The following is a 24873-nucleotide window of genomic DNA, read 5'->3' as shown; positions in this document are numbered from 1 at the left end:
GGCATGTGGGGTGTCGTCGCGCGGGGCCGGTCGGTCACGAGGTGCCGAACTCCCGGTCGATGAGCTCGAACATGGCCTCGTCGGTCGCGGTGTCCACGTCGAACTCCTCGTCCTGGTCCGCGGCTGTGGCGCCTGCCGTGGTCTCCCACTGCTCGACCAGCAGGTGGAGGCGGGCCAGCACCGTGGCGTGGGTCGTGGCGTCGGGGGTCACCTCGGCCAGAGTGGTGGCCACGGTGTCGAGCTCGGCCATCAGCACCTCCGAGGTGTCGACCTCCTGGCCCAGTTCGGCCAGGAGGTAGCGGGCGAGGGACGCGGGGGCGGGGTGGTCGAAGATGAGCGTGGCGGGCAGCCGTACCCCGGCCCGGCGGGAGAGCCGGTTGCGCAGCTCCACGGCGGTGAGTGAGTCGAAGCCGATCTCCTTGAAGGGCTGGTCGGGTTCGATCAGGTCGGCCGAGGCGTGGCCGAGGACGGCGGCGGCCTCCTGCTGGACCAGGTCGAGCAGAATCTTCTCCTGCTGGCCGGCGGTTGCCCTGACCAGCCTGCTCACCAGGTCGTCCGTGTCCGCCGCCGCGTTGTCGACGGCCCGGCGCGGGGTGCGGACGAGGGCGCGCAGCAGTGCGGGCAGCGAGCCGGAGGCGGCCAGGGTGCGCAGGGCGGCGAAGTCCATGTGTGCGGGGACCAGTACGGTGTCGGGGCCGCGCAACGCGGTGTCGAACAGCTCCATGCCCTCGGGTACGGAGAGTGCGAGCATGCCGCCCTGGGCCATGCGCCGCTGGTCGGAGTCGTCCAGGTGCGCGCTCATGTCGGTTACCTGCCCCCACAGGCCCCAGGCGAGGGAGGTGGCGGGCAGCCCGTTGGCGTGGCGGTAGCGGGCGAGCGCGTCGAGGAAGGCGTTGGCGGCGGAGTAGTTGCCCTGGCCCGGGGAGTCGAAGGTGCCCGCCCCGGAGGAGAAGAGGACGAACGCGGCGAGGTCGAGGTCGCGGGTCAGCTCGTGCAGGTTGAGCACCGCGTCCACCTTGGGGCGGAACACCGTGTCCAGACGTTCCGGGGTCAGGGTGGTGATCACACCGTCGTCCAGCAGTCCGGCGGCGTGCACCACGGCGGTCAGCGGGGTGTCCTGGGGGATCGAGCCGAGCAGTGCGGCCACCGCCTCGCGGTCGGCGAGGTCACAGGCCACCGTGCGCACGGTGGCGCCCAGCGCGCTGAGCTCGTCCTCCAGTTCGGGGATCCCCGTGGCGTCCCTGCCACGCCGCCCCGCCAGGACGACGTGGCGCATTCCGTGTTCGATGACCATGCGCCGGGCCACCAGGCGGCCCAGCGACCCGGTGCCGCCGGTGACCAGGAGGGTGCCGGTGGCGTCGGGGAAGCGGGGCAGGGTGAACACGTTCTTGCCGATGTGCCGTCCCTGGCTCATGTGGCGGAAGGCGGCCGGGGCGTGGCGTACGTCCCAGGTGTTCAGCGGCAGCGGGTGCAACGCTCCTCGGCCGAACAGGTCGACCAGTTCGCTCAGCATCTCCCCGATGCGGTCGTTGCCCGCCTCGTAGAGGGAGAACGCCTGGTAGGAGACGCCGGGATGGGTGGCTGCGACCTCCTCGGGGCTCCGCAGGTCGGCCTTGCCCATCTCCAGGAACCGGCCTCCTCGGGGCAGCAGCCGCAGTGATGCGTCCACGAACTCCCCGGCGAGGCTGTCAAGTACCACATCGACGCCCCGGCCCTTAGTGGCGTCCAGGAAGCGGGATTCGAAGTCCACGGTGCGCGAGTTGCCGAGCCGTTCCGCGCTGATCCCGGTGGCGCGTACGGCTTCCCATTTGGCGGGGGCGGCGGTGGCGAACACCTCGGCGCCCCAGTGGCGGGCGAGCTGCGCGGCGGCCATGCCGACGCCGCCGGCGGCGGCGTGGATCAGTACGGACTCACCGGATCGCAGACCGGCGAGGTCGCGCAGCCCGTAGTAGGCGGTGAGGAACGCCATGGGCACGGTGGCGGCCTGCTGGAAGGACCAGTCGTGCGGGATCCTGACCACGGTGCGGTGGTCGGCCACGGCCAGCGGGCCGACGGCGTCGGGGAACAGCCCCATCACCCGGTCGCCCACGGTGAGCCCGGCCACTCCGGGGCCGATCTCGGTGACCACTCCGGAGCCCTCATTGCCGATGGTGGCGTCGACCCGGTTCATGTCCAGCGCCACCAGGACGTCCAGGAAGTTCAGTCCCGCGGCCCGGACCTCGATCCGGACCTGACCGGCCGCCAGCGGTTCCAGCGCGGCGGGTGCGGGGCGCAGCGCCAGGCCTTCGAGGGTGCCGTCGGTGCCGGGCTCGAGCCGCCAGGCCGTCGCGCCCGCGGGTGGGACCAGCGCGCCCGTGGTGTCCGCGCGGGTGAGGCGGCGGGCGTAGCGGATGCCGTCGCGGAGGGCGAGTTGCGGCTCTCCGCCGGTGAACACGCCGGGCAGCAGGGCCAGGGAAGCCTGGGCCCGGTCGGTGTCCACCAGGGTGATCCGTCCGGGGTTCTCGGCCTGGGCGGACCGGAGCAGACCGCATACGGCGGCGGAGGTGGGGTCGGTGAGCTCGCGGTCGTGGTGCACGGCCACCGCGCCGTGGGTGAGTACGAGCAGCCGGGTGTCCTCGAGTTCGGGTGCGGCCAGCCAGGTCTGGAGCAGTTCCAGTACCCGGCCGGTCACCTCCCGTACGCCGCTCGCGCTCGGCTCCTGGCCGTCGGCGGCCAGGTCCAGGAGCAGCGCGTCGGGCACACCCAGGTCTGCCGTCTCGGCCAGTTCGCGGATGTCCTCGGCGGTCGCCACCGGTACGGGGTGGAGAGTGTCCGGCGGGGTGTCGGCCGAAGGTGCCGGGAGCTCGTCCCAGCCGACGCGGAACATCCACTCCCGGGTGGGGCCGGCGCCGGTGTGCAGCAGTTCGGTGGCCACCGGCCGGGACACCACCGATCCGACGGTGGCGACGGCCGCGCCGCCGGTGTCCGCCAGTTGGAGCGCCACCTCCTCGGGGCCGTTCGGTGCGATGTGGACGCGTAGCGCGGAGGCCCCGGCGGCGTGCAGGGCGACATCGCGGTAGGCGAACGGCAGCGCCAGCGTGGCCTGGGTGGCGCCGAGGTCGCGGAAGGCGATCGCGTGCATGGCGGAGTCGAGCAGCACCGGGTGCAGTCCGAAGCCATCCGCCGAGAGCCCCTGGTCGTCGGCCAGGGTGACCTCGGCGAACACCTCCTCGCCCCGGGTCCACACCGCGCGCAGCCCCCGGAAGGCCGGTCCGTAGCCGTAACCGGCGGCCGCCATGTCCTCGTACGCCTCGGACACCCGCTCGGTGTCCACCGCGACCGCCCCGGCCGGTGGCCACTGGGTGAGGCCGGTGTCGGGTGGGGTGGCGACGGCGGCCGGGGCCAGGACACCGGTGGCGTGCCGTGTCCAGGCCGCCCCCGGGCCACTTCCCTCCGCGCGGGAGCGCACGGAGAGCGGGCGCCGCCCGGAGTCGCCCGCCTCGCCCACGAACACCTGAAGGCGCGCGCCGTCGCCCTCGGCCAGGGTGAGCGGTGCCTCGATGACGAGCTCTTCGACGACACCACAGCCCACCTCGTCACCGGCGCGCACCGCCAGCTCCACGAACGCCGCCCCGGGCAGCAGCACCGTGCCCCCCGCCGCGTGGTCGGCCAGCCACGGATGCGTACGCAGCGACAGCCGGGAGGTGAACAACACCCCGCCGGACTCGGGGACTTCGGCGACGGCGCCCAGCAGGGGGTGCTGGGCCGGTTCGAGGCCGAGCCCGGACGCGTCGCCGAAGGTGTCGTTCGACTCCAGCCAGTAATGGTGCCGTTGGAAGGCGTACGTGGGCAGATCGATCCGGCGCGGGTCCGAACCGGCGAACACCGTGGCCCAGTCCACCGGCAGCCCGCCCACATGGCCCTCGGCGAGGGAGGCCAGGAACCGCCGCGCACCGCCCTCTTCGCGCCGCAGGGAACCCACGGCCACCGCGTCGGCCCCGGCCTCCTCGAACATCTGCTGCATGGCCGTCACCAGCACGGGATGGGCGCTGGACTCGACGAAGAAGCCGAATCCGTCGGTGAGCAGTTCATGGACGGCGCCCTCGAAGTCGACCGGGTGGCGCGCGTTGCGGAACCAGTACTCGGCGTCCAGTTCTCCGGTGTCCAGCACACCGCCGGTGACCGTCGAGTAGAACGGGATGTGGCCGCGGCGCGGGGTGATGTCGGCGAACATCGCGAGGATGCGGTCCCGCAACGGATCGACCTGGGCGCAGTGCGAGGCCACCGTCGAGCCCACCAGCTGCGCCCGGATCCCGTCGGCCTTGCAGCCGGCCACGAACTCCTCCAGCGCGGCCACCTCGCCCGCGACGGTCACCGCCGAGGGGCCGTTGCGTCCGGCGATCACCAGTCGCTCGCCCCAGTCCGCCAGCCGCTTCTCCACCGCGTCGGGCGACACCGCCACCGAGGCCACCGCGCCCTTGCCCACCAGTTCCTCGGCGAACAGGGCGCTGCGCAGGACCACGATCCTGGCCGCCTCCTCCAGCGACAGCGCCCCGGCCACGTACGCCGCCGCGATCTCCCCTTGGCTGTGGCCGACCACCGCCGCGGGTTCGACCCCGGCCGCCGCCCACACCGCCGCCAAGGACACGTGCACCGCGAACAGCGCGGGTTGCAGGATCTCGATCCGGTCCAGGGAAGGCGCGCCCTCGGCCCCCTGGATCACCTCGGTGACGGACCAGTCCAGGAGGCGGCCCAGCGCGTCGTCGCATTCGGCGAACCGGGCGGCGAACGCCGGTGAGGAGGCGAGCAGTTCGGCCGCCATGCCCTGCCACTGCGAGCCCTGGCCGGGGAAGACGAAGGCGATGTGCCCGGTGGCCGGGCCGGTGCCGCGGATCACCTCGGGTGCGGGTGCGTTCCGGGCCAGTGCGGCCAGGCCGCGCAGCGCCGCGTCCCGGTCGGTGGCCAGCACCACACCGCGTTGCTCCAGCGCGGCGCGTCCGGAGGCCAGTGACCAGCCGAGGTCCGGCAGGGCCACGTCGGGGCGTTCGTCCAGGTACGACAGCAGGCGCTGGGCCTGAGCGCGCAGCCCCGACTCGCCCCGTCCGGACACCAGAAGCGGCACCGGGGCGTCGTTGAGCACCGGGGCGCCGTCCAGGCCCGGTGGTGACGACGGCGCCGCTTCGGTGGCGGCGGTGCTGGTTTCCGCGGTGGCACCGGTCGCGGGGCCGGGTTCGCCGGGCTGGAGGGCCGGGGCCTCTTCGAGAATCACATGGGCGTTGGTGCCGCTGATGCCGAAGCCCGATACGGCGGCCCGTCGCGGCCGTCCCGTCTCCGGCCACGGCTGTTCGCCGGTCAGCAGTTCCACGGCACCGGCCGACCAGTCCACCTGGGGCGTGGGCGCGTCCACATGCAGCGTCTTGGGCAGTACGCCATGCCGCAGCGCCATCACCATCTTGATCACACCGGCCGCACCGGCGGCGGCCTGGGTGTGGCCGATGTTGGACTTCACCGACCCCAGCCACAGCGGGCGGTCGCGGTCCCGGCCGTACGTGGCCAGCAGGGCCTGCGCCTCGATGGGGTCGCCCAGCGCCGTACCCGTGCCGTGTGCCTCCACCACGTCCACATCGGCGCCCGTCAGCCGTGCGCTGCTCAGCGCCCGGCGGATGACACGTCGCTGTGAGGGGCCGTTGGGCGCGGTGAGGCCGTTGGAGGCGCCGTCCTGGTTCACCGCCGAGCCGCGCACCACCGCCAGTACCGGGTGCCCCGCGTCGACGGCGTCGGACAGGCGCTCCAGCAGCAGCACACCGGCGCCCTCGGAGAATCCGGTGCCGTCCGCCGAGGCCGCGAATGCCTTGCACCGGCCGTCGGGGGCCAGTCCGCGCTGGCGGGAGAAGCCCACGAAGGCGTCGGAGGCCGCCATCACGGTGACGCCACCGGCCAGCGCCATCGAGCACTCACCCGCCCGCAGCGCCTGCGCCGCCAGATGCAGCGCCACCAGCGACGAGGAGCACGCCGTGTCGATCGTCACGGCGGGGCCTTCGAGGCCGAGTGCGTAGGAGACCCGTCCGGACAGCACACTTCCCGCGCCACCGGTGAGGATGAAGCCCTCCAGCCCTTCGGGGACCTCGGCGAGACCGGAGCCGTAGTCGTGGAACGCGATACCGGAGTAGACGCCGACGTCCTTGCCCCGTTTGCTGGTCGGGTCGATCCCGGCGCGCTCGAACACCTCCCAGGACAGCTCCAGCATGATCCGCTGCTGGGGGTCCATCGCCACGGCCTCCCGGGGCGAGATGCCGAAGAAGCCCGCGTCGAACTCACCGGCGTCGTGCAGGAATCCCCCTTCCGTGGCATAGCTGGTGCCGGGGTGGTCCGGATCGGGGTGGAAGAGGTTGTCCAGGTCCCAGCCGCGGTTCACCGGAAAGCCGGAGATGCCGTCACCGCCGGTGGACACCAGCTCCCACAGGTCTTCCGGTGTGCTCAGCCCGCCCGGCAGCCGGCAGGCCATCCCGATGATGGCGATGGGGGCGGAGGTGGCCGCGACCGCCTTGTCGTACTCGTGCTTCAGCCGGGCGTTGTCCTTCAGCGAGGCGCGCAGGGCGTCGACGATCTGTTCGCTCTGGCTGCTGCTCATGACTGCCTCCCACCGAGTCGGCTGCGCTCACAACTGGGTTCCGTCGAACGCCCGTTGGACCAGTCCGGCGATATCCATTCCATCGATCAGGTCGAGTTCCTCATCAGCGGACGGCCGGCTGCCGTCCCGTGCGGCCGCTTCGGTCCTGGCCAGCGACCGCAGCGCATCGAGCACTCCGGCCTCGCGGAACCGACTGAACGGCACGGCGGCCAGTACGCGGCGGATCTCCTCCTCATCGGCCTCGGTGGCCTCGTCGTCGCCCTGGTCTGCCAGGAGCTCGGTGCGCAGGTACTCCACCAGCGCGGTGGGCGTGGGGTAGTCGAAGACGAGAGTGGCCGGGAGCCGGGTGCCCAGTGCGGCGCCGAGGGTGTTGCGCAGGTTCACGGCCGCGAGGGAGTCGAAACCCATCTCCTGGAAGGCCCGTTGCGGTTTGACGGCCTCGACACCGCTGTGGCCCAGCGCGATGGCCGCGTTCTCGCGCACCACCTTCATCAGGGCGCGTTCCCGCTCGGCGTCGGAGCCCGCGGCCAGTTCGCGCAGGAATTCCGAGGCGGATTCGTCGGTGGCGTCGTCCGTACGAAGGCTGTCGACGATCTCCTGAACGCCCGGCAGATCACCGATCAGCGGACTGGGCCGCAGTGAGGTGAAGGCCGGAACGAACGCCGACCAGTCGATGTCCACCACGGCCACGAGCGTGTCGTCGTGGCGGACGGCGTGCGTCAGGGCCGCCATGGCCGCCTCGGGTGCCATGGGCAGCACACCACGGCGGCGCAGTTGCTCCTGGGCCGTGGCGTCGGCGGCCACGCCGAAGCCGTCGATCACACCCCAGGCCACCGAGGTGGCCACCAGGCCCCTGGCACGGCGCCGCTCGATCAGGGCGTCGAGCTGGGCGTTGGCCGCGCCGATCAGCCCCTGGCCGCCACCGCCCCAGACGCCGGCGACCGACGAGAAGACCACGAACAGATCCAGCTCCCGATCGTCGAGGAGGGTGTCGAGATGCAGCAGACCGTCGACCTTGGCCGCCAACGTCTCCGCCAGTTCATCGGCGCCGGTGGCGTCGGTCTGGGCGATCCGCGCCAGGTCGGCGGTGTGGACGACACCGGAGAGCTCGGGATACGCGGCGGGGCCGGTGAGCAGCCGTTCCACCGCGTCCCGGTCGGTGAGGTCCGTCGGGCACACCGTCACCTTCGCGCCCATACCGCTCAGCTCGTCGCGCAGCGCCACCACGTGTGGTGCTTCATGCGGCGCCTCCGGATCCGAGCCGACGGTCAGCACCAGGTGCTCGGCACCGGCACCGGCCAGCCAGCGCGCGGCATGCCTGCCGAGACCCTCCGTACCGCCGGTGACCAGGACGGTGCCACGCGGCCGCCACTCCGGCTTCGTCGCGCCGGTGGGCAGGGGATGGCTCCGCAGCCTGCGTACGAACGCGCCCGTGGCGCGGATCGCGAGCTGATCCTCATCGCCCGGATCGGCCAGCGCGGCGAGCAGGGTCCGGGCGGCCCGGTCGTCGAACACGTCCGGGAGGTCCACCAGCGCCCCCCATCGGTCCGGCTGCTCCAGCGCCACGGCCAGGCCGAGCCCCCACACCGCCGCCTGTTCCGGGGCGATGAGCCGGTCCGTCGCGCCGACGGTCACCGCGCCTCGGGTGGCGCAGTAGAGACGATGCCCCGAGCCCGCTGAACCTGCCGGGCCCAGGTCGCCGAGGGCCTGTACCAGCGCCAACGTGGCCGCGGCCCCCTCGGTGAGCGTCGCGGAGCCGGGACGTACGCGCTGGTCGAGAGCGAGCAGGGACAGCACACCGGCGATGTCGTCCTGGTCCGCCAGCGCGCCGCGCAGCATCTCGGAGAAGGCCGCGCGGTCGGGTGATTCCGGTCCGTCGGGCCGCAGGGTCGTGGTGCGCAGACCCTGGCGATTCAGCACCGGGGCCACCTGGGCCGCGTACTCCTCGCCCTGGCAGCCGTACGGCAGGACGACCAGCCAGGTGCCGGTGGGTACGCCGGAGGTGGCGCCGGGGAGTGGCTTCCAGGTGACCTGGTAGCGCAGCCGGTCCGCCGCGGACCTCTCACCGCGCTTGCGCCGCCAGTCCGACAGCACGCCCAGCGCACCGCCCATGGCGTCCAGAGCGGCACGGTTCTCGTCGGCGTCGGCGAGGTCAAGCGCTTCGGCCACCGAGCCGAGGTCGCCGCGTTCGACCGCGGCCCAGAACCGGGCGTCGATGGCGTCGGTGCCGTCGGAGGCACCGGCGGGGCTCTGGGGGGCAGAGGCGGGCCGGGTGTCATGGAGCCAGTAGTGGGCGCGCTGGAAGGCGTACGTGGGCAGATCGGGGAGGTGAACGGGCGGCACGGCGCCGCCGAACAGAGCGCTGAAGTCGATGCGTACGCCTGCCACATGCAGGTGAGCGACGGCGGACATCAGCGCCCGGGGCTCGTCGCCATCACGCCGTAGCGACGGGACCACCACGGGCCGTTCGGCCGCCTCTTCCGGCAGACAGTCCCCGACCATCGCGGACAGCACGGCGTCCGGCGCCAGTTCGAGATAGGTACTCACACCATGGTCGGCAAGCGCCCGCACTCCGTCCGCGAAGCGCACGGCGGCACGCACATGCTCCACCCAGTACTCGGGCGAACACACCGCCTCCCCCGCCAGTCGGCCCGTCACGTTGGAGACCAGGGGGATCAGCGGTGCGGTGAAGGACAGACCGGCGATCGCCTCCCGGAACTCCTGAAGCATGAGTTCCATCCGGGTGGAGTGGAACGCGTGCGAGACGGCCAGACGCCGTGTCCGGCACCCCTGCTCCGACATCTCCCGCGCCACCCGCAGCACCGGCTCCTCATCACCGGAGAGCACCACCGCCGCAGGGCCGTTCACCGCCGCGAGATCCACTCCTGGCACCAGCAGCGGACGCACCCGCTCCTCACCCGCGCCCACCGCCACCATCGCGCCGCCCTCCGGCAACGCCTCCATCAACCGCCCCCGCGCCGCCACCAGTACGGCCGCGTCCTCCAGCGTCAACACACCCGCCACATGCGCCGCCGTCACCTCACCGACCGAATGCCCACCGACGACATCCGGCGCGACGCCCCAGGACTCCACCAGCCGGAACAACGCGGTCTCCAGGGCGAACAGCCCGGCCTGAGCGAACACCGTCCGCTCCAGCAGCTCACCGTCCCCGAAGACCACCTCCCGCACCGAACCCGACACCTCGCCCGCACCCAACTCCCGGTCCAGCGCCTCACACACCGCATCGAAGACCTCCCGGAACACCGGGAACGCCTCATACAACCCACGCCCCATCCCCACCCGCTGACACCCCTGACCAGCGAACAACACCCCCAACCGACCACGCACCACCGAACCGGACGCCACCCCCGCGGCCGACTCGCCCCGCGCCACCGCCGCCAGCCCCGCCAGTGCCTCCTCGCGATCCCCCGCCACCACCACCGCACGATCCGGCAACTGCGCCCGACCACAACCCAGCGCACGGGCGAACTCGCCCAGATCCAGGTCAGGTCGATGATCCAGGAAGGACAACAGCCGCTGCGCCTGAGCCCGCAGGGCGCCCTCGCCTCGCGCGGACACCGGAAGAAGAGCCAGGCCGCCCGGCGTCCGCGGTGGGGGCGGAGCCAAGTCGGGGACGTCCGAGGGCTGTTCCAGGATGACGTGGGCGTTGGTGCCGCTGACGCCGAACGCGGACACACCAGCCCTGCGCGGACGCCCCACCTCCGGCCACGCACGCTGTTCCGTCAGCAGCTCCACCGCACCCGCCGACCAATCCACCTCGGGCGAAGGCTCATCCACATGCAACGTCCTCGGCAACACGCCATGCCGCAACGCCAACACCATCTTGATCACACCAGCCACACCCGCGGCCGCCTGCGCATGACCGATGTTGGACTTCAACGACCCCATCAGCAGAGGCCGGTCACGATCCTGGCCATACGTGGCCAGCACCGCCTGCGCCTCGATCGGATCGCCCAGCGGTGTGCCCGTGCCATGGGCCTCGACCGCGTCCACGTCCTCCGCCACCAGCCCCGCACCGGCCAATGCCCGCCGGATCACCCGCTGCTGCGACGGGCCATTCGGCGCCGTCAACCCATTCGACGCACCGTCCTGGTTCACCGCACTGCCCCGCACCACCGCCCACACCCGATGGCCACGCCGCTGGGCGTCCGACAACCGCTCCACCAGCAGCACACCCGCGCCCTCGGCCCATCCCGTGCCGTCCGCCGACGCCGCGAACGACTTGCACCGCCCATCGGCGGCGAGCCCGCGCTGACGGGAGAACTCCACGAAGGCGTCCGGCCCGGCCATCACCGTCACCCCGCCGGCCAGCGCCATCGAGCACTCCCCCGCCCGCAACGCCTGACCCGCCAGATGCAACGCCACCAACGACGACGAACACGCCGTGTCCACCGTCACCGCGGGACCCTCGAACCCCAGCACATACGACACCCGACCCGACAGGACGCTGCCCGCGCCGCCGGTCATGAGGTAGCCCTCGGAACCGTCGGGGGCCGTGTCGAGGCGGCTGGTGTAGTCGTAGTTGACCATTCCGGCGAAGACACCGATGTCCTGGCCACGGAGCGAGACCGGGTCGAGCCCGGCGCGCTCCAACGCCTCCCATGACGTCTCCAGCAGCAACCGCTGCTGCGGATCCATCGCCAGCGCCTCGCGCGGCGAGATCCCGAAGAAGTCCGCGTCGAACTCCCCCGCGTCGTAGAGGAAACCACCTTGTCGCGCATAGCTGGTCCCCGCGTGGTCCGGGTCCGGGTCGAACAGGGTCTCCAGATCCCAGCCTCGGTCCACCGGGAACTCCCCGATGCCCTCGGCCCCCGCCAGGACCAGTTCCCACAACTCCTCCGGCGAGGCCACGCCACCCGGCAACCGGCAGGCCATCCCCACGATCGCGATCGGCTCCGTGGGATCGCCCGCCGTCCACACCGATTCGGTCCGTCCGGTGTGCTGTCCGAGCAGCCGGGTATGCAGGAATGACGCGAGCGCGGCCGGTGTCGGATGGTCGAAGGCGAGCGTGGTGGGCAGCTCGGCACCGGTCAGGTCTCGCAGGCGGTTGCGGAGCCGGACCACGTTCAGGGAGTCGAAGCCGAGATCCTGGAAGGCCCGTTCGCCGTCGATCGCCGACGCGTCGTCGTGCCCCAGCACGGCGGCCACACTGCTCAGCACCAGGTCGAGGACCAGCCGGTGCTGCTCGGCCCCGGTGCCGGACCTCAGCCGCTCGGCGAAGGCCGTGGCGCCGCCCTTGGGCGTCGCGGTCTCCGGCAGCGACCGAGGACCCGGCTCACCCACCGCGGAGGCGTCCGATACGGGAGCGTCCGGCCAGTACCGCCGGTGCTGGAAGGCGTACGTCGGCAAGTCGACCCCGCGTCGCGAGGTTCCCGGGAGCAGCGCGGTCCAGTCGACCGGGAGACCACGGACATGCAGCCGAGCGAGCGCGGCCACAGCGGCGACCGGATCGGGCTGTTCGCCCCCGTGCAGCGTGGGGACGAACATGGCCGGGTCGGCGCCGTCGCCCAGCGCTTCCTGCGCCATGGCGGTGAGGACGCCACCGGGGCCGAGTTCGAGGAAGGTGGTGACGTTTTGGGCGTGGAGTGTGGTGACGCCGTCGAGGAAACGGACGGTCCCGCGTGCGTGCCCGACCCAGTACTCCGGGGAGCACAGCTGGTCGGGGGTGGCCAGCTCGCCCGTGACGTTGGAGACGATCGGCACCGCCGGAGGCGCGTACGACAGCCCGGCGGCGACGGCGCGGAACTCGTCGAGCATGCCGTCCATATGCGCGGAGTGAAAGGCATGGCTGACCCGCAGCCGCTTGGTCCGGTACCCCTCGCCCGCGCATATCCGCTCGATGGCCACCACGGCGTCCTGGTCACCGGAGACGACGACGGAAGCGGGCCCGTTGACGGCGGCGATGTCCACGGCGCCCGGCACGTCGGCCATCAGAGGGCGAACCACCGGCTCGGGGACGTTGAGCGCGACCATCGCACCACCGGGCAGGGCCTGCATCAGCCGCCCCCGCGCGGCCAGCAACGCGGCCGCGTCCTCGAGGGACAGCACGCCCGCCGCATGCGCCGCGGTCAGCTCACCCACGGAGTGGCCGGCGAGGAAGTCGGGGCGCACTCCCCAGGACTCGTACAGCCTGAACAGCGCGGTCTCCAGCGCGAACAGCCCCGCCTGAGCGAACAGGGTGTGGTCGAGCGACTCCGCCTCAGGGGTCCCGGGCCGGGCGAACACGACGTCCCGGACGGGGCGCGCGGCATGCCCGGCGTCGACCAGATGGCGGTCCAGTCGCGCGCAGGCCGCGTCGAAGGCACCGCGGAACACGGGATAGCGTGCGTGCAGTTCCCGGCCCATCCCTGGGTGTTGGCTGCCCTGCCCGGTGAACAGCACCGCGAGCCTGCCGGGGTTCGCCACACCTCGTACCACGGGACCATCGCTCGGCCCGGCGATGGCATCCAGTCCGCTCGGCAACTCCGCACGCCCCGTGCCCACGACCACGGCCCGGTGGTCGAATGTGGCCCGTGCGGTGATCAGGGAGTGTGCGATGTCGCTCGGGTCGAACTCCGGGTGGGCGCGGGCGAATTCCGCGAGCCGGGCCGCCTGGCCGTACAGCGCGTCGGCGCTCCTGGCCGAGATCACCCACGGTATGGCGGGGAGCGCTTCCGGGTCCGGTGCGGCGGGCTCGGCGGCGGTGGCCGGTGCCTTCCCCACGATCACCGGTGCCTGCCCCACGATCACCGGTGCCTGCTCCACGATCACATGGGCGTTGGTGCCGCTGACGCCGAACGCGGACACCCCGGCCCGGCGCGGACGCCCCGTCTCCGGCCACGCACGCTCCTCGGTCAGCAGTTCCACCGAGCCCGCCGACCAGTCCACCTCCGGGGTGGGGACGTCGATGTGCAGCGTCCGCGGCAGGACACCGTGCCGCATCGCCATGACCATCTTGATCACACCGGCCACGCCCGCGGCGGCCTGGGCATGGCCGATGTTGGACTTCACCGAGCCCAGCCACAGCGGCCGGTCGCGGTCCTGGCCGTAGGTGGCGAGGATGGCCTGCGCCTCGATGGGATCGCCCAGTGCCGTACCCGTGCCATGCGCCTCGACCACGTCCACCTCGGCGGCCGACACACCCGCGCCGGCCAGCGCCTGCCGGATGACACTCTGCTGCGACGGGCCATTCGGCGCCGTCAGACCGTTGGACGCGCCGTCCTGGTTCACCGCACTGCCCCGCACCACCGCCAGCACCTGGTGGCCGTTCCGCACCGCGTCCGACAGCCGCTCCAGGAGCAGCACACCGACACCTTCGGCCCACCCCGTGCCATCGGCCGAGGCGGCGAAGGGCTTGCACCGGCCATCGACCGACAGTCCGCGCTGGCGGGAGAAGTCCACGAAGGCATCGGGACCGGCCATCACCGTCACCCCTCCGGCCAGCGCCATCGAGCACTCCCCCGCCCGCAGCGCCTGTGCGGCCAGATGCAGTGCCACCAACGACGACGAACACGCCGTGTCCACCGTGACCGCGGGCCCCTCCAAGCCCAGGGTGTAGGCCACGCGCCCGGACAGGACGGCCGCGGAGACGCCGGTGATCCGGTGTCCCTCGACCTCGTCCGGAACGTGGCGCAGACGGATCGCGTAGTCCTGGGTGTTCATTCCGGTGAACACCCCGATGCCGCTGCCGCCCAACGTGGTCGGGTCGATCCCGGCCCGCTCGAACACCTCCCATGAGGTCTCCAGCAGCAGCCGCTGTTGCGGATCCATCGCCAGGGCCTCACGCGGCGAGATGCCGAAGAACTCGGCGTCGAACCCGGCGGCGTCGGCCAGGAAGGCGCCGTGCCGTACGTAGGAGGTGCCGGGGTGGTCCGGGTCGCGGTCGTAGAGCGCGGACAGATCCCAGCCACGGTCGTCCGGGAAGTCGCCGACGGCGTCACCACCTTCGCTGATCAGCCGCCAGAAGTCCTCGGGGCTGTTCGCCCCGCCCGGGAACCGGCAGCTCATCGCCACAATGGCGATGCCGTCCTCCGGGGGCTTGCTTGCGGGCACCGGGGTGGCGGGGGCGCTCGGCGCCCCCAGCAGCTCGGTGTGCAGATGCCGGGTGAGCGCCCGTGGGCTGGGGTGGTCGTAGAGCAGGGTCGAAGGCAGCCGGAGGCCGGTGGCCGTGTTGAGTCGGTTGCGCAGTTCCACGGACGTCAGGGAGTCGAACCCTAGCTCCCGGAAGGCCCGTTCGGCGGCGACGCCGTCCGTCGATGAGTGTCCGAGCACCTGGGCGGCATGGTGTGTGACCAGGTCCAGCAGCGTCTGCTCCCGCTCGGCGGGGTCCGCCGACTCCAGCCGCCGTACGAGGTCGGTCCGCGACGCTGCCGTACGGCTCACGACCCGGCGGCCCGGTGGCACCAGCTTGTGCAGCAGAGGGACGACCGGAGTGGCGGCCGCCGCGCCGGCGCGGAGTCCCGCGAGGTCCAGGCGGGCCGCCACCAGCGCGGGCGTGGCGCTGCGCAAACCGGCGTCGAACAGCGCAAGGCCGGTCTCCTCCGACAGGGCGGTCATGCCGAAGCGCCGGGTGTGCTGACGCAGGTCGGCCGCGGTGAGATGTGCGGTCATCTCGCTGCTGAGCGCCCAGTGGCCCCAGGCGAGGGAGGTGGCCTGGAGCCCTTGCGCCCTGCGCCGCTGGGCGAAGGCGTCCAGGAAGGCGTTGGCCGCGGCATAGTTGGCTTGTCCGGGGTTGCCGAAGACGCCCGCGGCCGAGGAGAACATCACGAAGGCGGCGAGCTCCATGTCGCGCGTGAGCTCGTGCAGGATGAGGGCCGCGTCCGCCTTGGGACGGAGGACGGAGTCGAGCCGTTCGGGTGTCATGGCGGTGACCACGCCGTCGTCCAGGACCCCTGCAGTGTGGACGACCGCCGTGAGGGGCGCTTCGGCGGGGAGCGAGGCCAACAGGTCCGCCACCGCGGTCCGATCCGCGATGTCGCAGGCAACGGTGCGTACGGACGCGCCCAGCGCACCGAGTTCGGACTCCAGCTCCGCCGCGCCTTCGGCCGCGCCGCCACGGCGGCTGACCAGCAGGAGGTTACGTACGCCGTGCTCGGCAGCGAGGTGCCGGGCGAACAGCCGGCCCAGCGCACCGGTGCCACCGGTGATGAGCACCGTGCCGGTCGGGTCCAGCGGCCGTCGTGGCTCTTCCTCATTCGGCGCGACGCGCACCAGCCTCGGTACGGATGCCATCCCGGCGGTGATGGCGATCTGCGGTTCGCCGGTGGCCAGGGCGGCGGGGAGCAACGCGCCGGAGGCGTCGTCCTCGTCCATCGCCACCAGGGCCAGCCGGTCCGGGGCCTCGGACTGTGCCGAACGCACCAGTCCCCAGACGGCCGCGCAAATCGGGTCGGTGACCTCACGCGTGACGATGACCAGCCGCGCATCCGTCTCCGGTGCGGCCAGCCACGCCTGGACCCACTCCAGCGCCTGCGAGGTGAGCGCCCGAAGGCCATGTGTGGTGTCCGTCAGGTCCACACGTACGAGGGGCGGTTCGTCGCCGTGGTCGGCCAACGTTGTCAACTCGGCCGGACTCGTCACCGTCACTATCGCCGGATCCGAGGTGACCGGGAGAACAGGGAGGGGGAACCACTCCACCTCGAACAGCGCGTCCTGCGGATCCGTCCCGGCTGCCGACACCAATACGTCGGCCGGAAGCGGCCGCGACGTCACCGATCCCACGGACCCGATTGCTCTCCCGGCGGCGTCCGCCAGTTGCAGCGTCACGCCGCCCTGACCGTCCGGGCTGATGCGCGCGCGCAGCGCGGTCGCGCCGGTCGCGGACAAGGACACCGCGCGGTAGGCAACGGGCAGCGCCGATGTCTCGGCGTGCGTGTCGGCGTGGCATACGGCTTCCAGCAGGGCGGGGTGCAGTGTGTAACGTGCGGCTTCGGCCTGCTGGTCGTCGGCCAGTTCGACCTCGGCGAACACGTCGGTGCCACGGGCCCACGCCGAGTGCAGCACACGGAACGCCGGGCCGATGCCACGTCCGGCCCGTGTCAGAGCGTCGTACACCTGGTCCACATCGATGGGGGTGGCTCCGGGTGTCGGCCACGTCGTGAGGTCGATGTCGGGCGCGGTGGTGGGCTGGACGAGCGTGCCCGTGGCGTGTCGGGTCCAGTCCGTGCTGCGCGACCCCGACCCGTTGCCTTGCGGGCGGGAGTGGACGGTGAGGCGCCGTCGGCCGGAGTCATCCGCCCCACCGACGACGACCTGGAGCTGCGCACTCATGCCCGTCGTCAGCACGAGCGGGGCCTCGATCCGCAACTCGTCGACAGTGCCGCAGCCGACCTCGTCACCGGCACGCACCGCCAGCTCCACAAAGGCCGATCCGGGGAGGACGGGCGTACCGGCCACCGTGTGATCGGCCAGCCACGGGTGGGTGCTCAGCGACAGTCGGGAGGTGAACAACACCCCGTCCGTGTCCGGCAGTTCCACCCAAGCGCCCAGCAGAGGATGCTGAGCACCGGCGAGGCCGATGGCGGTCACCTCACCGGTCCGGGGGCCGCTCTTGAGCCAGTAGTGCTGGTGTTGGAAGGCGTAGGTCGGCAGATCCATCGCCACGTGCGCGGGGACGTTGCCGAGCAGGGCGGACCAGTCGACGGGGACACCGCGTACGTACGCCTCGGCCAGGGAGGTGAGCATGCGACGCATACCGCCCTCGTCCCGGCGGAGTGTCCCGGTCACCACGACCGGCCCGGCGTCCCCTTGCTCCGCCGCCGCCTCGATGCTCATCGTCAGCACCGGATGCGCGCTCACCTCAACGAACGCCCGGAAGTCCTCCTCCAGCAGGCGCTCGATGGACGGAGCGAACCGGACGGTGCTCCGCAGATTGCGATACCAGTACCCCGCGTCCAACTCTGCCGTATCCACCCACTCCCCCTCCACCGTGGAGAAGAACGGGATACGCGAGGACACCGGCCGGATGCACGACAACGACCCGACCAACTCCTCCTCAATCGCCGCCACCTGCGCCGTATGCGAGGCGTAATCCACATCGACCCACCGCGCCCGCACCCCCGACCCCTCACACTCACCCACCAACTCCCGCAACGCCTCCACCTCACCAGCCACCACCACCGACAACGGCCCATTCACCGCCGCCACCTCAACCCGACCCGCCCAAGGAGACACCAGCAACTCCGCCTCGCCCACCCCCACAGCCAGCGACACCATCCCGCCACCGCCCGAGAGCCCCGCCGCGATCGCCCGACTACGCAACACCACCACCCGCGCCGCATCCTCCAACGACAACCCACCCGCCACACACGCCGCCGCAATCTCCCCCTGCGAATGACCCACCACCGCCGACGGCACCACACCAGCCGCCAACCACACCCGCGCCAACCCCACCATCACCGCAAACGACACCGGCTGCACCACATCCACCCGCTCCAACAACCCCGCACCCCCCACACCCCGCACCACATCCACCAACGACCACCCCGTCAACGGATCCAACACCCCCGCACACTCAACCAAACACTCCGCAAACACCTCCGACTCTCCCAACAACTCCGCACCCATCCCCACCCACTGCGCCCCCTGACCAGGAAACACCAACACCACCCGACCCCGAACATCAGCCCTCCCCGCACCACCACCCTCCGCCACCACCGCCAGCCCCGCCAACGCCTCCTCCCGACCCCCCGCCACCACCACCGCACGATCCGACAATCCAGCCCGACCACAAGCCAACGCCACCCCCAGCTCCACCAAACCCACACCCGGATGACCCTCAACGAAGTCCAGCAACCTCCGCGCCTGCCCCCGCAACCCCGCACCATCAGAGCCCGAAACGACCAACGGCACCACACCACCCGGAGCCTCCGACACCACCGCCGGCGCCACATCAACCGCCGTCCCCGGCGCCTGCTCCAAAATCACATGCGCGTTCGTCCCACTCACCCCGAACCCCGACACCCCCGCCCGGCGCGGACGCCCCACCTCAGGCCACACCCGCTGCTCAGTCAGCAGCTCCACCGCACCCGCCGACCAATCCACCCGCGGCGACGGCTCATCCACATGCAACGTCCTCGGCAACACCCCACACCGCAACGCCAACACCATCTTGATCACACCAGCCACACCCGCAGCCGCCTGCGCATGACCAATATTCGACTTCAACGACCCCAACCACAACGGACGCCCCTCAGGCCGATCCTGGCCATACGTAGCCAGCACCGCCTGCGCCTCAATCGGATCACCCAGCGCCGTCCCCGTCCCATGCGCCTCCACCACATCCACATCACCCGCCACCAGGCCCGCACCCGCCAACGCCCGCCGGATCACCCGCTGCTGCGACGGACCATTCGGCGCCGTCAACCCATTCGACGCACCATCCTGATTCACCGCACTACCCCGCACCACCGCCAACACCCGATGACCGTTCCGCTCCGCAACCGACAACCGCTCCAAAACCACCACACCCACACCCTCAGCCCACCCCGTACCATCCGCCGACGCCGCGAACGACTTGCACCGCCCATCGGCGGCGAGCCCGCGCTGACGGGAGAACTCCACGAAGGCGTCCGGCCCGGCCATCACCGTCACCCCACCGGCCAGCGCCATCGAGCACTCCCCCGCCCGCAACGCCTGACCCGCCAGATGCAACGCCACCAACGACGACGAACACGCCGTGTCCACCGTCACCGCGGGACCCTCGAACCCCAGCACATACGACACCCGACCCGACACCACGCTCGCCGAGGTGCCGGTCATCAGATGGCCTTCCAGACCGGCGGGGGCATCTGCTCCGCCGGTGGAGCCGATTCCGTAGTCCTGATGCATCATCCCGGCGAAGACGCCCACGTCCTGGCCCCGCAACGAGACCGGATCGATTCCGGCCCGCTCCAACGCCTCCCATGACGTCTCCAACAGCAACCGCTGCTGCGGATCCATCGCCAGCGCCTCACGTGGCGAGATCCCGAAGAAACCGGCGTCGAACTCGCCCGCGTCATACAGAAACCCGCCCCGACGCGCATAGCTCGTACCCGCGTGATCCGGATCCGGATCGAACAGGTGCTCCAGATCCCACCCCCGATCCGCCGGGAACTCCCCGATACCCTCACCACCCGCCAGAACCAGCTCCCACAACTCCTCCGGCGACCCCACCCCGCCCGGCAACCGGCAGGCCATCCCCACGATCGCGATCGGGTCATCGACCAGACCCGCCCCCGCGACCACAGTCGAAGCCGGGTCCGAAGCCGGAGCCAAGTCCGGGACGGTCGGCACTCCCGTACCGCCGAGCAGTTCCCGCCGCAGCAGGCTCCCCAACGCCAGTGGTGTGGGGTGGTCGAAGGCGGAGGTGGCGGGCAGGCGAAGCCCGGTGGCCTCACTCAGCCGGTTGCGCAGTTCCACCACCGTGACCGAGGTCAGGCCCAGGTCGGTGAAGGCCCGCTCGGGCTCGACGGTCTGCTTGTCGGCCAGTCCCAGCAGGTCGGCCAGGTGTTCGCGGACGAGATCGGTGAGCAGCCGGTCCCGGTCGGCCTCGTGCCTTTCCAACAGCCGCTCCCGCAGGGCGACCGTGACGGCCTCGTCCACGGTGGCGGTACGGGCCGGAACGTCGATCAGGTCCTGGAGCAGCGGGGAGGTCGTTCCGGTCGGCACGGCGGTCGGGTCGAGCTTCATGGCGACGAGTTGGGCATGGTCCACGCCCAGGGCGGCGTCCAGCGCGGCGAGCGCCTCCCTGGCGCTCAGAGCACCGGTCGTCTCGCCGGTCTCCCCCTCCCACGGCCCCCACGCGATGGACTGAGCCGGTACCCCTCGCACGCGCAGATGCTGGGCATAGGCATCGAGGAAGGCGGCGGAGGCGGCCTCGGTGGTCTCCCCTGCCGCGCCCAGCAACCCCTTGGTCGAGGAGGACAGCACGAACGCGGTGAGATCGGCGTTCCGGGTGAGCTCGTACAGCGTCCTGGCCTCGGCGGCCACCCGACCGTCCGACGGCTCGTCCACGGCCTCCCATGCGTGGACGACCACGCTCAAGGGGCTGGTGGCCTTGGCCAGTGCCCGCCTGAGTTTGGTGCGGTTGTCCAGGTCGCATTCGGCCAGTCGGACATCGGCTCCGGCATCGGTGAGCCGGGTACAGAGCTCGTTGGCCCGGCCGCCCTGCCCCGGTGGAGCGATCAGCAACAGTTGGCGGACGCCGTAACCGGTCACCAGATGCCGGGCGATCGCGGCGCCGCGCCTGGTGTCCACTCCCGTGACGACCGCGGTGCCATGGGGGTCGAAGGCCACGGACGCATCCCGCTCGGCATCCGGACCCATGCCCAGACCCACGTCCAGGGCCACCCGTTCAAGCCGTGGCAGCAGCACGACGCCCGAGCGCACCGCGCTCTGGGGCTCGCCCGACGCCACCGCCGCCAACAGCCCACCCACACACCTCTCGTCATCGGGCGCGTCGAGGTCGGCGATGGCGATACGGCCGGGATGAGCGGTCTGCAGTGAGCGCACCAGCCCCCACAGCGCGGCCTGTTCCGGGTTCGGCACATCCTCGCCCGCGGTCGTCGCCACGGCGCCTTGCGTGACCACCACCAGCAGCGCATCGGACAGCTCTGCCGAGTCCAGCCACGTCTCGACGTCCCTCAGGACACCCTCGGTGGTGTCCACGGGGGCCGAAAGCAGAGCTACGGCGGGCGGGGGACTTCCGGCGGCCACCGCCGCTCTCAGGTCGGCCGCGTCGATGTGCTCGCCCAACTCGGCACCGCCCGAGGCCCGCAGCAGGCCGACGAACCCGGGGGCATGCCGTCCGAGCAGGATCCAACGGTCAGGCCGAGGCCGTGAGGCAGACAGCTGAGAGGCCGACGGCTGTGAGGCAGACGGCTGTGGGATCCACCTCGTACGGAAGAGCGCGTCATGGTAGGCGTTGCCCACCGCGCGCAGCCGTGCCGGGCCGTCCAGCAGCCGGTGCCGGGTGACCTTGCCGGTCGCGGTGCGCGGGATCCGCTCGATCTCGTACAGCTCCTCGGGCACCTTGAAGTACGAGAGCCGCTCCCGGCACAGGGCGAGCGCCCGGGCCGGGTCGAATCCGCCGGGTGCGGGGACGATGAAGGCGACCGGGACTTCACCGAAGACGTCGTGCGGCTTGCCGACCACGGCGGCGTCGGCCACGCCGGGCGCCATCCGCAGGACGTCCTCCACCTCGACGGGGTGGATGTTCTCCCCGGCGCGAATGATGAGTTCCTTGAGCCGCCCGGTGACCGTCAGATAGCCGTCCCGGTCGCGGCGGGCGAGGTCGCCAGTGTGGAACCAGCCGTCCCGCAGCGCCTCGGCGGTGGCTTCGGGCTGGTCGTGGTAGCCCGCCATGATGTTCGGGCCGCGGACCCACACCTCGCCCTCGGTCCCGTCGGGCACGTCAAGGCCGGTGCGGTGGTCGACCACCCGCAGGGCGAGGCCGGGGACGGGGAGTCCGCAGGAGCCCTCGACCCTGGGCCCGGTCGGCCAGTTGATGGCGATCGAGCCGGAGGTCTCGGTGCTGCCGTACGCGTCGATGAGCGGGGCCCCGAAGGCGTCCTCGACCGAGCGCCGCAGCGCCGCCGTGGTCACGGCACCACCGACCAGACCCACCCGTAGCTCCGGGGCGGTGAACCCGGGCGCCTTGGAGGCGCGGACGAGGTAGTGGTACAGCGTGGGGACTCCGGCGATGACCGTGGAGCGCTCCTGGCCCCACTGCTCCAGCACGTCCTCGGCGGAGTGTCCGTCGGTGATCCGGGCGGTCGCTCCGACGGCGGTCACGGCCAGCACGCACACGATGTGGGAGAGGCTGTGGAACAGGGGCAGCGGCCAGAGCACACGGTCCTCGGCGGTGAGGCCGAGCGCGGGTACGTACGACGCGGCGACCGACCAGAGGCAGTTGCGCTGGGTGGCGAGCACGCCCTTGGGCTTGCTGGTGGTGCCGGAGGTGAAGAGCATCCAGGCGATGTCGTCGAGGCCGTGGTCGTCGCGGGCCGGTGTGTCCGGCTCGGTGGTGGCGAACCGCTCGTAGGACAGGCAGCCCGCGGGGACCTGGTCCTCCCCCACCACCAGCACGGTCAGGGGACTCGCTGCGGGGTCGGGCCGGCGCAGCAGCGGCAGGTGGGCGGAGTCCGTGATGACGACCTGACTGCCGCTGACGGTGAGCAGATGCTCCAGTTCGGCCTGGGAGACATGCGGATTGACCGGGACGCCGATCCCCCCGGCGCGGACGACGGCGAAGTAGCTCTCCGCCATCTCGACGCGGTTGCCGAGGTACATGGCCACGCGGTCGCCCGGCAGCAGGCCCAGTCCGGCCAGATGGCCGGCGAGCCGGCGGGTGCGCGCCTCCAGTTCGGCGTAGCTGATGGCGCGCCGGGCGTCGGCGTAAGCGGTCTTGGCGCCGAAACGGCGACTCTGTTCGGTGAGGAGGTCCTGGATCGGGCGGATCAGTTCGGTGCGCAGCATGCCACCTCTACCCTCCCTGCGGTCAGGGTTCCAGGTGACGCGTCAGCGGCTTCACCCACTCCAGCTTCACACCGGAAAACTAGGAGAATCCCCTGATTCACCCCCCTCATCCCCCCTTACTTCGTGATCGTCAAGCCCCCTTTGTCCCGGTCCGTTCGGCCTCCGCTGATAGCTTCGCGGCACCGGAGGAGGGAGGCGCGGATGTGCTCTGCGGGCTCTGGCAGGGAGCCGGAAACGCCGGATGCGGATGTGCTCATCGTCGGCTATGGACCCATCGGTCAGGTGCTGTCCATCCTGCTGGCCACCCAGGGGTGGCGGGTGCTGGTCGTGGAGCGGTGGGAGAAGCCGTACACACTGCCGCGGGCGACCAGCTTCGACGGTGAGACGGCCCGGACCCTGGCGTCCCTGGGGGTGGCCGGTTCGTATCCGGAGATCGGTCTGTCGGCCGACGCCTACGACTGGCGCAACGCCGAGGGCAGGTCCCTGCTACGGGTCGAGCTCGCCGAGCGCGGTGTGCACGGCTGGCCGGAGACGACCACGATGCACCAGCCCGCGCTGGAGGCGGTGCTGTGCGCCCGTGCCGAGGGGCTGCCCAATCTGCGGGTACTGCGCGGTTACGAGGCGACGGACCTGGTGGACGACGGCACCGGGGTGGAGCTCACCGCGATGGACACGGCGGGCGAGCTGCTGCGGTGCGGCGCCTCGTGGGTGGTCGGGTGCGACGGGGCGAACAGCTTCGTCCGCGACCACATCGGGGTGCGCCGGACGGATCTCGGCTTCTCCTTCGACTGGCTGCTGTGCGATGTGGTGCTCCACGAACCGCGGGTGTTCTCCCCGCTCAATGTGCAGCACTGCGATCCGGCCCGGCCCACGACGGCGGTGGGCAGCGGACCGGGGCGCAGGCGCTGGGAGTTCATGCGGCTGCCCGGGGAGAGCGTGGCCGAGCTGAACCGGGCCGAGACGGCCTGGCGGCTGCTGGAGCGCTTCGATGTCAGCCCGGAGAACGCCACCCTGCACCGGCACACCGTCTACAGCTTCCAGGCCGCCTGGGCGGACGAGTGGCGGCGGGGGCGAGTGCTGCTGGCCGGGGACGCCGCCCATCTGATGCCGCCGTTCACCGGTCAGGGCATGTGTGCGGGCATCCGGGATGTGCTCAATCTGTCCTGGAAGCTGGATCTGGTGCTGCGGGGCGCCGGCGGTGAGGGGCTGCTGGACACCTATCCGCGAGAGCGCGTCGATCATGTGCGGGAGGCCATCGACACGGCGGTGCGGCTGGGCAGAGTGCTGTGTGTGACCGACGCCGCCACCGCCGCGAGCCGGGACGCCTCGCTGCTCGCGGGCGGCACCGACACCGGCCGGGGCGGGCAGCACGGCGTCGCGGGTCCGCCACTGCGGACCGGCCTGCTGTACACCGGCATCGGCACGGCGCCGGTGCCACCGGCCGGGGAGGTGATGCCCCAGGGCCGGGTGCGGTACGAGGGCGTGACCGGTCTGTTCGACGAGGTGGTGGGCACCGGTCCGGTGCTGCTGGGGTCGGCGGATCCGGCCGTGGCGCTGGAGGAGTCCGAGCTCACCTTCCTCACCGGGCTCGGTACGCGTGTGGTGCACATGGTGGCGGCGGGCGCCGAGGCGGCACCGGGCGCCGTCATCGACGTCGACGAGGTGTATCTGCCGGTTCTGCGGGCGGCACGGGCACGGTTCCTGCTGGTGCGCCCGGATCACCACATCTACGGCGCGGCCCGCACCTCACGTGAACTGACCGGACTGGTCGGTCAGTTCAGGTCCGGGCTGTTGAAGTGACCGGACCG

The 24873-nt window shown here is 71.8% G+C and carries 3 protein-coding genes; 1 reads left to right on the top strand and 2 read right to left on the bottom strand.

The annotated features are described in order from the left end of the window. Positions 1–34: 34 nt before the first annotated feature. Positions 35–6610, bottom strand: a complete 6576-nt coding sequence (locus ACMTAK_RS46945; protein ID WP_413811818.1) for a type I polyketide synthase — start codon at positions 6608–6610, stop codon at positions 35–37. A gap of 27 nt (positions 6611–6637) precedes the next feature. Beyond that, positions 6638–23065 (bottom strand): type I polyketide synthase, encoded by a 16428-nt coding sequence (locus ACMTAK_RS46940; protein WP_413811817.1) that lies wholly within the window; start codon positions 23063–23065, stop codon positions 6638–6640. Positions 23066–23266: 201 nt separating this feature from the next. Here ACMTAK_RS46940 and mhpA point away from each other — a divergent pair, with 201 nt between their 5' ends. Further along, complete coding sequence (mhpA, locus tag ACMTAK_RS46935) at positions 23267–24865, top strand: bifunctional 3-(3-hydroxy-phenyl)propionate/3-hydroxycinnamic acid hydroxylase MhpA (RefSeq protein ID WP_413811816.1); 1599 nt, start codon at positions 23267–23269, stop codon at positions 24863–24865. Positions 24866–24873: the final 8 nt, after the last annotated feature.

The sequence above is a fragment of the Streptomyces lacaronensis genome (assembly GCF_047337785.1).
Classification (GTDB): domain Bacteria; phylum Actinomycetota; class Actinomycetes; order Streptomycetales; family Streptomycetaceae; genus Streptomyces; species Streptomyces lycopersici.
Note: the sequence above shows the minus strand (reverse complement) of the source record. Positions and strands in the feature narration are given on the sequence as shown.